Consider the following 14,340-nt stretch of genomic DNA (forward strand, 5'->3'; position numbering starts at 1 on the left):
TTCTTAATACACTTTATCAGGAAGATAATGTGGAAGCCATAAGGGATCACATGCTTTTGGGGACGATTACAAGACTATTTACACTCTATGGCGAAGATGTGCTAAAAGCTTCGTATGGCATAGAGTATAGTGATCAGGCATGCAAGGCTATAAAAACATATGCTCCTGATGCTATAAATAAAGCTTACAGCGAACAATATCTTGCAGACTTCGATGAACAGCGATCACTTGATATGATCGAAGACATCAAGAATAGCTATAGAGATATTATAGATAATACAGAGTGGCTTGGCACCCATGGAAAAGAGCTGGCTAAGCATAAGATTCTTACCATGAGAGTAAGCCTTGGAAAAAATGAAATAGAAAATGACCTTTCTGATATAAATCTAACCGGAGATCTGGTAGACGATTATATATCGCTTCTTGTCAGCAAGGAACGTTTTGAAAGAGGACAGATTAAGAAAGAAGATGAGAACAGACAGATTTTTAATGCAAATTTGTTTGAGGTAAATGCCTATTTTATGCCTGCCTATAATGCACTTTATGTAAGTGGCGGAGTACTCGTTAATCCTTATTGCTCCAAAACAGCATCATTCGAAGAAATGCTTGGTTACTATGGAATGTTAATAGCTCATGAATATGCTCATTCCTATGATCCTACAGGAATTAACTATGACTGGCGTGGATGGTGGGAACCATGGATGACGGAGGATGAGGAATCCGCATATACCAGGAATCAGCAGAAAATTGCTGACTTTTTTGACGGTATTGAAGTTGAATACGGTCGCAAGATAGATGGTGAACTTATTAAAAATGAGACCTTTGCTGATCTTATGGCCATGAGGTGCTGCCTTAAAATTTTGGAACAAAAAGAAAATCCTGATTATGATTTATTCCTTAGAACCTATGCAAGGAAAAATGCCTGCTATATTACAGAACAGGACATTGACCGCGCTATGGAAGATACTCATCTTATTAGCAAGGCAAGAGTGAATTTCATACTGGGACAGTATGATAAATTTTATGAAGTATATGATATAGATGAAAACAGCTCATACTATGTTCCAAAAGAAAAAAGACTAGCAGTGTTTTGAAAAAACATGAAATATGGCACAGAAGAAAAGCAGAATTGTCTGAAAAGAGAGTTAATCATTCAACTCTCTTTTTCAGCAAATGTGCGTACTTTATGTAAAAGAGAATATCAAGTACAGCATAGAATATTCCAAAACCGACAAAGACACCTATAAGTTCCATTTTTAATACAAACATATTCATAAATATAATCATGCAACACACAGCTGACATCAGAACCGAAATAATCAGAACCCACTTCTCCTGTTCAATTGCCTGAAGCGCATATTTATAGACCTGACAAGGTATGTTCAGCATCTGCACTGAAAGTGCGAATACAACTACCGGTATGGCTTTTTCCAGAATCTCGAACTGGTCAGTAATTATGCCGCAGACCTGGCTTGGGAAAATAACTGTAATTACTAAGATTACCGCATAAATCAAAACAGCTATCATTGCGGAATACTTAGGGTAACGGCTACAGGCTTTTCTATCTGTATCAGAACTGTATGCCTGCCCTACTAAAGTCATGGTTGCTCCGGCATAAGCATACATAATGGTCGTCAGGGCAATAATGATCGCATTAATCACTGAATAGGTGGCATATAGTACGGTGTTGTATCTTGATATTATGGCACCTATTACAATTACGAAAATTGTATTTTCAACAAAATCCTGCCCTAACAGAGGGATAAATAATCCCATGGTTTTCTTAAAGATATCCCCAGTAATCTTAAAGCTGTACTGGAAGTCGCTTTTCTTAATGAAATAGAAAGCATAAATAATTATTTCTACTACAAGTCCACAAATGGTTCCGATAGCAGCTCCGGATCCTCGGAGCTTAGGTAATCCAAATTTTCCAAATACCAAAACATAATCCAGGATAAAGTTTACAGGCAGAGATGCACTGGTTGCTATTAAAGCAATCTTAGGCTCCATGATGTTCTTAAAGAAACCTGACATCACAAAGCATACTAGATTGATTCCGATACTTAATCCTGCAATCACCAGATAGCTGTATGCCTCATTGAGAATTCCATCAGACACGCCATAGATTGCATGAATGAGGCCTTTTCCGAAGAGAATTGCCAGTACCTCTGCTACAACTCCGATCAGAATTGATATGGTAAGTATTGTATTAAAAATCTGAGCGGATGTTTTTTTATCCTTCTGGCCTATGCTTTTGGCGAAAAGAATTGTAAAAGCAACTGAAATAGCGCCAAGATTTCCTATCACCTGATATATGATATTTGCAGATATGGAAACAGCGGTATACCCATCTACATCAATACGTCCTACGATTGCTTCGTCAGCTATGGTAAAGATAGTTGACAGGATCATGGAAAGTATTCCGGGAATAGCCAGTTTGTTTATCTTTTTTAGTATGGCAAGTTTTGGTTCGTTCATTTCTTTATCATTTCTTTCATTTTTTAGTAAAAGAACGATTTGAATTCTATCATGAAATTGCTAAAACACAAAATCTTTTATTTGACCGGAACACATACTGCATGCAGTGTAGAGTTTGATGTAAAAACAACTGAAGACCATCTCACGCTTTACTTTATGGGGGAGGAGTATTTAAGCCTAGACAAGTAAAACAATAATAAATAGTTCAAGTCATGGAAAGCTTTGATGGATATCTTAGGATTGCTCCAGAAGTATTTATGAGAATCACCCCTACCAGGCGAGCAAGCGAAAAACATTACCGTAGACTAGAAGAAGTTGCTCCAAAAACGGGGATAGTTCGAGTACTAAGAATTACAGAAAAACAATATGTTCTTAAACTAAATGAAGAAAATGTCAATGTCCTGATACCTACGGACAGAGAAGAACTGGAATATCTTGCTGAAAAGGCAGCTCTCTTTCAGACTATCTATGTAGACGAAGTTCCTGCCGGTTTTATCATTGCTTTACGAGAAGGCCTTGAGGACTATGATTTCAAGAGCTATAGATGGTTTAAAGAGAGGTATTCTAAATTTCTTTATATAGACAGAGTTGTTGTTGAAAAACAATACTGGAAAAAGGGTTTAGGACGTAAGTTATATCATTATGCATTCGATTATGCCAAAGAGAATGACATAGATATAGTAGGCGCTGCAATTACTACTGTCCCTTATAATAAAGAGAGTCTGGCTTTTCACGCAAAGATGGGCTTTACTGAAGTTGGGGAGCAGCTTATCCGTGGAGGTACTGTGAAGATATCTCAACAAGTATTGTTACTCCAGTATCAGGTTGGGCAGACTTGAAAACTGCTTCATTGTAGGTGATAAAACAATAATCTACTCTAACCATGTAAAGTGGATAGAATTGTCTTTATAGCATGGTTATTGCTAGGTCAATTTTAAATGTGGATTTACTAGCATGAATAAGACAATCCCCATTCATTTTTTTCATCATTGAATTGATATTTTTTAGACCAATTCCGTTACTTGAGTTGTTGTTAGCATTGGCAGAAACTGTATTTTCAACAGAGATACAGAAAGTTTTCCCGTCACATTTGGTATCAAGATATACAGGCTTTGTTTTATCCGCATACTTAACTATGTTTGACTGGATGTTATTCATAATTCTGCCAATGTAATCAAAAGATACGGATACATTCTGATTTGGCCATGATAGTTCCTGCACTTCTACAGAAAATCCTTGCGTACCCAGATAATTACATAGTTCTGAAAGATAATCGCTAAATGCATATTCTACTGTAACTACTTCAAATTCGTCTTTTGCATCGGAATTGACTAGGAAAAAGTCAAACAACTGATCTGACAGATTTTTTATCTCAAATGCTTTTTGTAATGCTTTATCGGAATAATCAGATACATTTTGGAGGTTATCCTGTCGTTTGACTATTTCGATGTAAGCCATAAGGCTTGTCAGAGGAGTCCTGAGATCGTGAGCCATGCCAAGAACAAGATTATCCTGTGCCTTTTTCATCTTAAGCTCATTTTCTTGCTTTTCTATTAGATCAGTACGCATGTGCTCTATAGCACCTGCGAGACTTGAAAGCTCATCGTCGCCCATGATACGGAATGAGGCATTTTCGAGTCCGGAATTCATTTTGTTTACTTCATTTCCAAGTTCTACGATATAAAGTACTTCCTTTTTTATTCCAAACAGAACTATTACAAAACCAGCACATCCGCTTAGTAGGGCAGATATTGCATATGCTGTGAAATAGTATTTCCGTTCAACATTTTTGTAGATGAAAACATCCGCATCACCATCGGCAAATCTAACATTGCTCATATATAGTCTGGTGTAATTTAGTTGTTCGGATTCTGTATTATCAAGAGGAATCTTGCCCATGTACGCATTGTCATAAAGAAGAAGGTTTTCTCTGGATATAGTAAAATAGTCGACCTTGTTTTCCTCGGCCCAGTCACGGATTGCAAAAGTTTCTGTCGCCTTTAAATTTTTTTCTGTTACGTAGTATTGAAACCGGCTTACCAGAGGGTCAGATATGTCTTTTCGAAAATTGGAGTTTTGAAATATGTCATCCAGAATATAATTTGCTGTGGAGAAGAGTATAAAAAATAATGTAAGCGAAGCTGCCATGCTTAGAGCAAACAATATCATTATTTTCTTTGTAATGCTTCGTGTCTTAGTTTTAGCCAATTTTGTAACCCTTTCCCCAAATAGTTAAGACTCTGCGAGGTTCCTGTGGATTTTTTTCTATTTTTGTTCGTAGTTTCCTTATATGAACCATTACAGTATTTGATGAATCCTGGAGATATGTTTCATTCCATACTGCTTCGTATAATTCCTGTGCTGAAAAGATCTTGTCCGAAGTGCTGATCAGAAGTAGTAAAATCTGGTATTCAGTTTCTGTTAGCGATACTTCATTGCCATCAATGTACACCTCGTTTTTACATGTGTTTATTTTTATGCCATTGTGCTCAAGCCATTTTTCAGTGCATGTACTAATGCGAGATGCTGATGAGTCGTATTCCTTATGTCTTCTTAGCATAGCGTGTATTCTTGAAGATAATTCAACATACGAAAATGGTTTTACAAGATAGTCATCTCCACCGAGAGAGAACCCAAGAACCTTATCTTCTTCAGCAGATCTGGCAGTTAGAAATAGGATAGGGACAACAGAATTTTTACGGATTTCTTCGCAAACCTGATAACCGGACATTCCGGGGAGCATTATGTCAAGAATTACAAGATCTGTATTTTCAGTTAGCATAGAAAGACCTTGTTCGCCGGAAGAAGCTTCTAATACTGAAAAATCTTCACTTTCAAGAAGAATTTTCACGCTATCTCTTATGCTTTCATCGTCTTCAATTATCAGTATGGTCTGTGAGCTCATAATGTGTCCTTATTATGGTTTTTCTTTACTATAACATAGATTTTATACGACTTAGGAAAACTTAAGAATTATTAAGATTTTTCTGAAAAAATAGATGATAATATGAATTTAGCAAGGATCTCCATTCCCACCATTATTTGGAATCCCCGGTTTGGTATGGAGAGCTATTGTGGGAACGATGGGATGTTCTACTCTTATTTGGGGATTATATGGCAGAAGAAAAATATAAAATAAGCAGATTTTTCTGTCCCAAAATTAAATGCTCATGCGTTATATAAATGAGGGGATTAAAGATACTTGAGAAGGGAAAACTTTGCCAGGAGGATTTACATGAAAAATATATTTGCAAAAGTTAGATTTATGGCAGTTTTAATCGGCACTATCGCGGCTTTTATGATTTTTTTATGTACAAGACCATCTAGAGAAAAACAAATAGTAGCCTTTGTAGAAGAGAATAAACTTCAACTTACAGATATAGCTCAGAACATGATGGATGGGGAGATGTCTTCCAAACCGGAGCCGTTAACTAATGGTTCTGAATTAAATAAAGAAGTTACATTTGATGACATTAAAAGCTGTGGATGGGTTGACTGTTTTTAAAAGTCGATACTTATGGCATTACATAACGAGATTGAGATAAGGCTTTCAAAATCGGAGAAAAGGGGACTATGAAAAAGAGTTTTGGGACAAGAGTATTAGCTATGGGCATGATATGTACCATGACCATCCTTGGTGCATGTGGAAATAAGGAAAATGTAGCTCTGCAGGAAAACGCTGATGCTGAACCTGCGATTGACAAGGATCATGTATATCGGTGGGAGGACATCGACTTACCTGTAAAGGATAGTAGTTACTGCATTAGCAGTTGCAGCACAGAGGACAGTTTTTTCACACTGATAGGCTACTACGAAGGGAGCGAAGCTGCTCCGGAGATAATGAGGGTTGATTATGCTTCCGGAGCTGTGACTGAGCTTCCGCTTCAAGCTGCCTATAACATCGCATATAGTGAGATGACAGCTGACGAAGACGAAAATCTGTATCTGATAAAGACAGTTTACACCGATGATTGGCTGGAAGCTTATGAAAATGAGGAAGAGATTGCCTACTCGGAAAAATTTCGTGCTGACAATACTACTTCTACTATTGTAAAACTTTCAGCAGAAGGGAATATTATATGGGAGAAACCGCTTACTGAGACAGATTCGAAGCTGACAGTAGGGAGCATGGCCTATGTTAAGGGTAGGGGAATCCTGACCTATAGTAGAGGCGCAGCTTCATTTTATGATGAAAACACCGATGAAGGAGAAGAAATCATAGGTGGAAATGATGATTCTTCTGATGATTACTACTTCGGAAATCTATATATGCTGCGAGATGGCAACGTATATCTATATGACAATTCCTACAATGAAAACGGTCTTATCATTAAAAAATTCAACCCGGATACGATGGATTTTGATGAAGAGGTTTCTATTCCAAACGATGCACAGAATGGGAATAGAATCTATCCAGGAAAAGCCTTCGATTTTTATGTTGAAGAGCGCTCCGGAATAAAGGCCTTTAATCTTGGGGACGAGCAGATGACGCTTGTCTGTGACTTTGAGTCATCGGATATAGTAATAAATTACCTGACATATATCGGGGATGATGAAACCGGAAAACTCTATGTAATAAATGAAATGCCCGATGAAGAATCTGAGCTTGCCGGTTTGACGAAAATCGATCCATCAGAAATTACGGAAAAAGAGATTATCACAGTTGGAACCATTTTCATATCTGATGAGGTCAGAAAGCAGGTCTCCAAATTCAATAAAAAGAGTGATAAATACAGGCTTAAGCTGATTGATTATGCTACTGACAGCGCGGGAGCGGATTTGTCAGGATATTTTGACTGTGTAGATAAGCTGGGGCTTGAATTTGTTCAGGGACAGGGGCCGGATATTATGGTGGTTTCCCATTCTGCAGCTCTTCAGAATTATGCGAAGAAAGGTGTGTTTGAGCCCCTTGATTCATATTTTGAAAATGATCCTGATATTAGCATCTCTGATCTTTTACCCAATGTGGTCGATGCCACAAGAGTAAATGGAGAACTGTATACCGTTGTTCCGTCTTTTTATGTGAATACCTGTGTTGCAGCTAAAGATAAGCTTGGAAATCAGAAGGTCACACTGGAGAATTATAAAGAAATATGCGAAACAAATGGTATTGATCCTGTTGTCGGAATGGGCTATATGACAAGAGATGCAGCCACGGACTTCTACGAAACCACAGGAAGCACTTTTATTAATTATGAAAATGGAACCTGCAGTTTTGATTCAGAGGGCTTTGTTAATCTTCTGAAATTCATTAATCAGTTTCCGGAAGAAACAGAAGATGATGAAGATAACGATGATTGGGAAGAATACGAAACATACTTCAGGCAAAATAAAGCTCTTCTTTTGGATTATACCCTGGCATCTTTTCAGGACTATAAGCTGCTGCTTGATGGATACTTTGGCACGGATGTAGAGTTTAATGGTTATCCAACAAATGATGGAGGAAAATCCTTCCTCTCCATGGGAATGCAGATAGCAATGAACCACAACTGTAAATATAAAGATGCAGCCTGGGAATTCATGAAGTCTTTTTATGACGATGACTATCGAAATAAATTACAGAGGGATTTTCCAATAAAGAAAAGTGCTCTTGAAGCGATGGCGACTAAAGCGCAGGAAAGACCTTACTATACTAATTCCAAGGGCGAAGAAGTATATACGGGTGATATACTTGGGATAGGAAATGAGGAATATCAGCTCGATGAACTCTCTAAGGAAGAAGCAGAAACCGTGATAGATTTCATTTCATCGGTGACAGATGTAACAACTAATGAAATCCAGATTGAAAACATAATAACCGAAGAAGCCGGGGCTTATTATGAAAATCAGAAATCTGCGGAAGAGGTGGCTGATATCATACAGAGCCGGGTTAGCATTTTCCTTAGTGAGAATAGATGATGGTCGTAAAGTAGGGGAAAAGGTATGGTAAAGAGCTTTTGGTCTAGGAGAATCACCATTGGGGCAGTATTCATCTTGCTTTTACTGAGTGGATGCGGAAATGGTTCATCAAAGCAAAATGTAACGGAAGATCCTGCGGATATAGAATCATTAACAGATGCTACACCGGTTACAGCAGATGAGTATGGGAAATATATTGAGAAACAGATATCAGATGTAATGGCGGAACTGCTAAACATAGGCGATGCAGAGGTTGAAACTGTTATATCTGATGATTTAGTGGTTCAAGAAGTTACTATCGATACCGGGGCATACGGGGTATCTGAAGATGATAAGGACAATTTAATAAAGCAGATTCAGGTATTTTGCGGTAACGATGTTAGTATTACCTTTAGCGGGGAAAAAGGTGAAGCTCCATATATGAGCGACTATGAGGTACTGTGGGATGAGCTTAGAAACAGTTATCCTTACCTGCCATGTCTTGAGGACAAAGGCATAGATGTTGATGAAATATACGACAGATATGCTGAGAAAACCAAGGATATTACAAAGGAAGATGACTTCTACGGCATGTTACAAAACATGTTAGCTGAACTACAAAACTTTGCACATCTGAATATCGCTTCACCCGAAGATTATGCATCTTTATATAACATATTTGTAAATGATGATTATTACAGAGAAACTGAGAGGACATATTACGAGATAGTCACAGATCCAAAACTTTCAAAACGTTATAAAATACCGGAGTCATCAGAACAATTTGTGCAGGATACTCAGGAGCAGTTTCCGGATGTCTTTATGCAATATATCGCTGATTGTAAGGCATTGTATATTAAAATTCCATCTTTCCACTACGAATTGGTGGATAGGGATAGCAACATAGTTTATGAAGGTTTGAAAAAATATCCTGAGGCAGAGAATATAATTTTCGATATTACATTAAATGGTGGCGGAAGCGATGGATACTGGATGGAAAATCTGGTTGCACCTTTTGGTGGTACATATGAGTTTGGATATCGATCTTTTTTTAAGTCTACGCCATTAATCAATAAGTATTATGCGGATTTTGAATCAAAATCTGTTTCTGAACTTTCAGACACACCGGAATGGGCTTCAGAGTTGGGGCTTGACCGATATTATACGAATACATGGACTCTTTCAGAGGAAGACTTTGATGGAGAGATAATTGATAGGGACATAAAGAAATGGGTTCTGACAAGCAACAGAGTGTATTCAGCTTCGGAGAAATTTGTTTGCTTTTGTAAAGCTACCGGATGGGCGACATTAGTAGGAACAAAAACCTCAGGTGATGGCTTGGGACCGACACCGGTGATGCTCCTACTTCCTGATTCAGGGATACTAATACGTTTTTCAGGAAATGTTGGAGAAAATCCGGATGGCAGTATAAATGCGGTTACAGGGACAAAACCGGATATTATGTGTATCAAAGATGAGACACCGCTTGGACGTTGTCTTGAAGAAATCAGGAAAAAATGATTTTCCATTACTAATAAAAAGAATATTCTATGTCACGAAATGTATAGCTCAAACGTTATATATATAAGAATCATAGAAAAACTGTTTACATTGAGAGGAGAATCGGTATGTTTTCTAACATTTGGAATGCATTTTTGGCTATCGGAATTACTCTTTTAATCGCTATAATATTTTTCTTTATTAGAGAACGATGGGCATGGAGACCTGATAATAAAAAACTAACCAGATTAATTATTTTTCTGTTTGGCGGGTATGGTTTTTCCTGCCTACTGTGGGTTATAATCTGCGCTCCTTCGTCACTTGGATTTGGAGAAATATTAGCAATGGCATTACCGTATGGAATTCTAACTATTCTGTTCTTTCATTCTATGTTTAAAAAGATTGATGGCGAATCCTTTTCACAAAAATGGCTGGCGTGGGGGTATTTTGCGTTAGTTATTGTCTATGCTGTTGTGCGGATTGTATTAAATTTTTCCGATGTTGAAGGCAGTACCATTGATGAAAATGCAATAATAGAAATGCTTCCGGAGCCGGATCATGTTGTAGTTTATAAAGATGGAACTACAGAGCGTTATGATGAAGGTTCATCTCAATATAACAAGATTGTTAAAAGGCTAAAAGCCCCATCAACAGAAAAACTTGAGACTATGATAGAGGATGAGACTGTTTCAGAAGCGAAGCAGGATTATGCTATAGAATATGTATATGATACGAAGCAATACCTTGCGGATAGCACATTTGAATTTGAAAATGTTTTATTTTTCATGAGTGGATGGTGCAAAGGAGAAGCTGCTTTCGGAAATGATGAGAGTTATGAATCAGGAACGATTAAGTTCCGCTATTTACCATGATGATTTATAGAATATAAAAATATCAGTGGAGAGTTATAGGTATGTGGACGCACAAAATTAAGGCAATAATAAATCCGCTTGAGGGAATCATTTTGGATGATAAGAAGATTTTGATGGGGATGAGTAAAAGCGAAGTCATCAGTCTTCTTGGAAATGCAGATATATGGGAGAATTGCTATTATTATTTTGATAGTGATCTTGCTATCAATTTTGATGAAAGTGACAAAGTTCAGTTCATAGATTTTCTGGGTGGAAAAAATGGATGCATAAAACCTTATATTTATGGCATGGCTGCTTTTGACAGCAACGCTGATGACTTAGTTGAGATTTTGAAATCTCATAATAGCGACAGAATTGAGGATGATGGAAATGGGTATTCATATATCTTTAATGAAATAAGCATTGGTATTTCCAGAGAGTCAACTCCAGAGGGAGTTCAGAGAGATATTGAAGAAATGAAGGCAGATGGAGAATATGATCAGGACTATGTTGATTCAGAGCTCGAACTTGCCAGACATTGGGCTACAATAGGTATGGGAAGACTCCATTACTATGAATAAAGAATCAGCATAGCCATTCAATTAAAGAATGTAGAACGAGAGAGTTGGGTATGAGGCAAATAACGCAGAGAATGATCCAGAGGAGATAATGGTTATATGGGAATAAAATCTGATGTAATAATTGGTGGTGCTGACGGACCGACTGCCATATTTTTATTAGATAAGTCGAAGGAACCGACATTTAAGCAAAGGATACAGCGCCGTATAACTAGAATAAAGAGATATTTCATTGCTAAAAGAATACATCCCGGAACGCATAGCTTGCAGGAACTGGGAGAGTATCTGGTTTCAAAATATGGATTTATAGAGGCAAGCATATCAGATCCGACATTTGCTGAAGAATATGAGCAGATGCGTATATTACATCGGATTACTGCGCATATATGAATGAGTTTAGTTGGATGAGATAAGAAGATTAGGGAGAGGAATAATACTAGAGGGTAATGATAAAGAGTTTTGGGACAAGAGTACTGCCCATGGTGCTTGTATGCACCATGACATTACTTAGTGCGTGTGGAAAAAGGAATGCTATAGGCGGCATAGAACCAGCCGAAAGCAAAAAGATATTTGAATGCCAGATAAAAGAGCATGAATTACCGGATGCGGATTCCGGTCTGATCAAGAATAGTGATGACTGGGTTAAGGAACTTGATATAAAAATGGCTGGGAATAAGGTTTATCGCCTTGCCCAGCTTTGGGGACGGGATCCGGAATATAATGATGAAATGGATTTGGGATATTATATCCAGATTTCTGAGTATCCGTTCGATGAGTGGAAGAATTATGAGGCCCCATATTTGAACCTGGATGGAGAATACGAATCTGTAGATATCCGCCATGGCTATAAACCGTGCAGGATAGCAGGAATCTATGAAGATGTGGTTTACTTTGTCTCATCAGGATATCTGGATGGTGATAAGAACTACTATGCATTTGGGAAAATGGATACCGATGGTGCTTTTTCACTAATCTCAGAGTATCCTGTCACGGAAAAAGAACCGGAAAACCAGTGGTCAGACAATCAGTTCTTTTTTGATGGGAAAGATACTGTTTATTCCTATAAGAACTATCCTGCTGAAAACAGGATTATCTCATATAATCTCAGCACAAAAGAAATCCGTCAGGACAATTATTCCGGTAAAATTGAAGGAATAGACTTGTCAGAAGATGCTTCTGCGATTTGGTATGGTAATAACGAAGAGACATTTTTTGCAGGTACGGTGGACGAAAAGGAAAGCTCCTTTTCCTATAAAGCCGATAGTGATATATCTGCTATTCAGGCTATGGCTAAAACAACAGATAGCTGGTACGTTACGGATACTGAATCACTAATGCTTCTGAAAGAGGACGGCAGTGAGGATAAGCTTATAGACTGGAAAAACAGGGGATACTTCCTAAGTAATATCAGTAAGATTGAAAAACAGGATAACACTCTTAAAGTGCTTACTGACTTTGAAGGCAGCCATTATGTACTGGAGGCTGATCTCGACTCAAAAAGAGAAGCGGAAAAGCAGGAAGTTGTTATTTCCATGCCCTTTAAGATTGCCAGTCTTGATTACTATATAGCCATGTTTAATCGGACTAATGCAGATTATCACATAAATGTTAGTCTTCCTGAAGATCCTGAGGATATGGAGAAATATCAGACGGATCTTAAGAAAGCATTTCTTACTGGCACAGGACCTGACCTCATTGTCAATGGAATAATGGAACAGAAGGACATGGTTCAAAATGGACTGATAAATTCTGTGGGTGATCTGATTCAGGATAAATCAAAATATTTTGATGCTGTACTCCAGAACGGACAGTTCGAGGGTGAACAATATGGAATCCCTTATGAATTCTACATGGAAACTGCAGCATATCCTGGTAGAATTCTTGGTGACAGAGCTTCCGTCTCACTTAATGAACTGTTGGAGATAACCAAAGAAGCTGATGCAGAGGCAGTAGCACTTAATACATCAGGGGAAGATATCGTTTTCTATTATGGACTTTTGGACGAAACTAATCCTTCCTTTATTGACTGGAATAACAGGAAAAGCCATCTTGATAGCCCTGAATTTGTAGAACTGATAAAGTTTGCCTCAAAATATGCTTGTCCTGAGAATATCAATGAAAACAATTATAAGGAAAAAATCGACGCAGGGAAGATAATATCTGAAAATCTGAGAGTAGGTAGTCCGGAAGTGATGAATTACCTTGATGCCTGTTTTGATGGAAGTGTATCTCTTGCCGGATATCCGAGATATGAAGGCAGCGGTGCGTATGCCTTTTGCAATATGCTGTACCTTAATGCAAAGGCAACCTGCCCTGAAGGTGCAAAAGAGTTCCTTAAGTTTATCATTTCTCACGATGCCCAGATGAAGAATGCGCAGAGTAAGTATTCGAAAACTAATGAGCAGAAGTATGGTGGTCATTTCCCGGTAGAAAAAGAAGCTTTTTATAGGGAACTGGAGCTTGCTCAGGCAAATGAGACATCTGAGGGCGCTTCCAGCTATATGAATGGCATAAGCTATAAGGGAGAAGGAGTATCTGAGGAAAATGCAGAGAAGCTAAAGATGATGGCAGAGGAAGCTAATCCAATAAATTACGAACTGTTTTATATTGGTGATATCATCTCCGAGGAACTGGCCCCGTTCTTTGCGGGAGAAAGAACAGCAGAAGAAGCTGCAAACGTGATGAATAGCAGGGTACAGATTTATTTGGATGAAAAAAAAAAAATAGCCACGTGTTTGCTTAATGGCGGCTTTAAAAAGATGATATGGCTTGAAGTTTTTCTCTATGGATTCAAGGCACTTCTGTGGGGGACTCCGATATCCCTTTTGCTCAGCTTTCTTATGTATCGGTCCTTTGATTCGGCGCTGTATACCTTTAATCCGAACTTACTGTTTTATGGCGTAGTTGTACTGGCTGTTTTTGGAATACTGGGAATCAGCATGGGCCTAAGTATCAACAAGATAAAGGATGATAATATCATAGAAGCTCTTAAGGAAGATGCAGTGTGAGTCAAATTTTCCAATCACGAAAAAAATATCTTTATAAACTAGAAAAAT

General features: G+C 37.9%; 12 protein-coding genes and 1 pseudogene. 10 read left to right on the forward strand and 3 right to left on the reverse strand.

The window, feature by feature from the left end; genetic code table 11:
• Positions 1-14 precede the first annotated feature (14 nt).
• Positions 15-338 (forward strand): annotated as a pseudogene (locus ACHCNF_RS17020) (hypothetical protein); the annotation flags it as partial.
• On the forward strand, positions 333-1,094 hold the full coding sequence (locus ACHCNF_RS17025; RefSeq protein WP_408072667.1) for a M13-type metalloendopeptidase: 762 nt from the start codon (positions 333-335) through the stop codon (positions 1,092-1,094). The pseudogene ACHCNF_RS17020 and the gene ACHCNF_RS17025, both read left to right, overlap by 6 nt.
• 55 nt (positions 1,095-1,149) lie before the next feature.
• Here ACHCNF_RS17025 and ACHCNF_RS17030 read toward each other — a convergent pair whose 3' ends face one another.
• Positions 1,150-2,478 (reverse strand): MATE family efflux transporter, encoded by a 1,329-nt coding sequence (locus tag ACHCNF_RS17030; protein WP_408072653.1) that lies wholly within the window; start codon positions 2,476-2,478, stop codon positions 1,150-1,152.
• A 212-nt stretch (positions 2,479-2,690) separates the two neighbouring features.
• Between ACHCNF_RS17030 and ACHCNF_RS17035 the strand changes: the two genes are divergently transcribed.
• A complete protein-coding gene (locus ACHCNF_RS17035; RefSeq protein WP_408072654.1) occupies positions 2,691-3,317 on the forward strand; it encodes a GNAT family N-acetyltransferase in 627 nt (208 codons plus the stop codon).
• A gap of 67 nt (positions 3,318-3,384) precedes the next feature.
• Here ACHCNF_RS17035 and ACHCNF_RS17040 read toward each other — a convergent pair whose 3' ends face one another.
• Together ACHCNF_RS17040 and ACHCNF_RS17045 are read right to left on the reverse strand one after the other, a co-directional pair.
• Positions 3,385-4,686, reverse strand: a complete 1,302-nt coding sequence (locus ACHCNF_RS17040; protein WP_408072655.1) for a sensor histidine kinase — start codon at positions 4,684-4,686, stop codon at positions 3,385-3,387.
• A complete protein-coding gene (locus ACHCNF_RS17045; protein ID WP_408072656.1) occupies positions 4,679-5,383 on the reverse strand; it encodes a response regulator transcription factor in 705 nt (234 codons plus the stop codon). Before ACHCNF_RS17045 ends, ACHCNF_RS17040 begins: the two co-directional genes overlap by 8 nt.
• 330 nt (positions 5,384-5,713) lie before the next feature.
• On the opposite strand from ACHCNF_RS17045, the gene ACHCNF_RS17050 reads away from it, so the two are divergent.
• The 7 genes from ACHCNF_RS17050 (at position 5,714) to ACHCNF_RS17080 (ending at position 14,292) form a co-directional block, all read left to right on the forward strand.
• On the forward strand, positions 5,714-5,983 hold the full coding sequence (locus tag ACHCNF_RS17050; RefSeq protein WP_408072657.1) for a hypothetical protein: 270 nt from the start codon (positions 5,714-5,716) through the stop codon (positions 5,981-5,983).
• 68 nt (positions 5,984-6,051) lie between these two features.
• Positions 6,052-8,376 (forward strand): ABC transporter substrate-binding protein, encoded by a 2,325-nt coding sequence (locus ACHCNF_RS17055; protein ID WP_408072658.1) that lies wholly within the window; start codon positions 6,052-6,054, stop codon positions 8,374-8,376.
• Between the two features lie 24 nt (positions 8,377-8,400).
• A complete protein-coding gene (locus tag ACHCNF_RS17060) occupies positions 8,401-9,876 on the forward strand; it encodes a S41 family peptidase (protein WP_408072257.1) in 1,476 nt (491 codons plus the stop codon).
• A 107-nt stretch (positions 9,877-9,983) separates the two neighbouring features.
• Positions 9,984-10,727 carry a hypothetical protein gene (locus ACHCNF_RS17065; protein WP_408072258.1) on the forward strand — a complete coding sequence of 248 codons (744 nt, stop codon included), beginning with the start codon at positions 9,984-9,986 and terminating at the stop codon, positions 10,725-10,727.
• A gap of 41 nt (positions 10,728-10,768) precedes the next feature.
• The gene (locus ACHCNF_RS17070) at positions 10,769-11,287 is read left to right on the forward strand and encodes a hypothetical protein (RefSeq protein ID WP_408072259.1); all 519 of its coding nucleotides are present in this window, start codon (positions 10,769-10,771) and stop codon (positions 11,285-11,287) included.
• A 96-nt stretch (positions 11,288-11,383) separates the two neighbouring features.
• Entirely contained in the window at positions 11,384-11,674 is a 291-nt protein-coding gene (locus tag ACHCNF_RS17075) for a hypothetical protein (RefSeq protein WP_408072260.1), read from the forward strand.
• A gap of 56 nt (positions 11,675-11,730) precedes the next feature.
• A complete protein-coding gene (locus ACHCNF_RS17080; protein WP_408072261.1) occupies positions 11,731-14,292 on the forward strand; it encodes an extracellular solute-binding protein in 2,562 nt (853 codons plus the stop codon).
• The last annotated feature ends 48 nt before the right edge of the window (positions 14,293-14,340 follow it).

The sequence above is a fragment of the Butyrivibrio sp. NATIVEDY162 genome (assembly GCF_045999815.1).
Lineage (GTDB): Bacteria > Bacillota > Clostridia > Lachnospirales > Lachnospiraceae > Butyrivibrio.

Excerpts from the sequence above, each read along its gene's own strand:
- ACHCNF_RS17025 (WP_408072667.1), top strand. The coding sequence starts at position 333 with ATGAGAGTAAGCCTTGGAAAAAATGAAATAGAAAATGACCTTTCTGAT.
- ACHCNF_RS17030 (WP_408072653.1), bottom strand. The coding sequence starts at position 2,478 with ATGAACGAACCAAAACTTGCCATACTAAAAAAGATAAACAAACTGGCT.
- ACHCNF_RS17035 (WP_408072654.1), top strand. The coding sequence starts at position 2,691 with ATGGAAAGCTTTGATGGATATCTTAGGATTGCTCCAGAAGTATTTATG.
- ACHCNF_RS17045 (WP_408072656.1), bottom strand. The coding sequence starts at position 5,383 with ATGAGCTCACAGACCATACTGATAATTGAAGACGATGAAAGCATAAGA.
- ACHCNF_RS17050 (WP_408072657.1), top strand. The coding sequence starts at position 5,714 with ATGAAAAATATATTTGCAAAAGTTAGATTTATGGCAGTTTTAATCGGC.
- ACHCNF_RS17055 (WP_408072658.1), top strand. The coding sequence starts at position 6,052 with ATGAAAAAGAGTTTTGGGACAAGAGTATTAGCTATGGGCATGATATGT.
- ACHCNF_RS17060 (WP_408072257.1), top strand. The coding sequence starts at position 8,401 with ATGGTAAAGAGCTTTTGGTCTAGGAGAATCACCATTGGGGCAGTATTC.
- ACHCNF_RS17065 (WP_408072258.1), top strand. The coding sequence starts at position 9,984 with ATGTTTTCTAACATTTGGAATGCATTTTTGGCTATCGGAATTACTCTT.
- ACHCNF_RS17070 (WP_408072259.1), top strand. The coding sequence starts at position 10,769 with ATGTGGACGCACAAAATTAAGGCAATAATAAATCCGCTTGAGGGAATC.
- ACHCNF_RS17075 (WP_408072260.1), top strand. The coding sequence starts at position 11,384 with ATGGGAATAAAATCTGATGTAATAATTGGTGGTGCTGACGGACCGACT.
- ACHCNF_RS17080 (WP_408072261.1), top strand. The coding sequence starts at position 11,731 with ATGATAAAGAGTTTTGGGACAAGAGTACTGCCCATGGTGCTTGTATGC.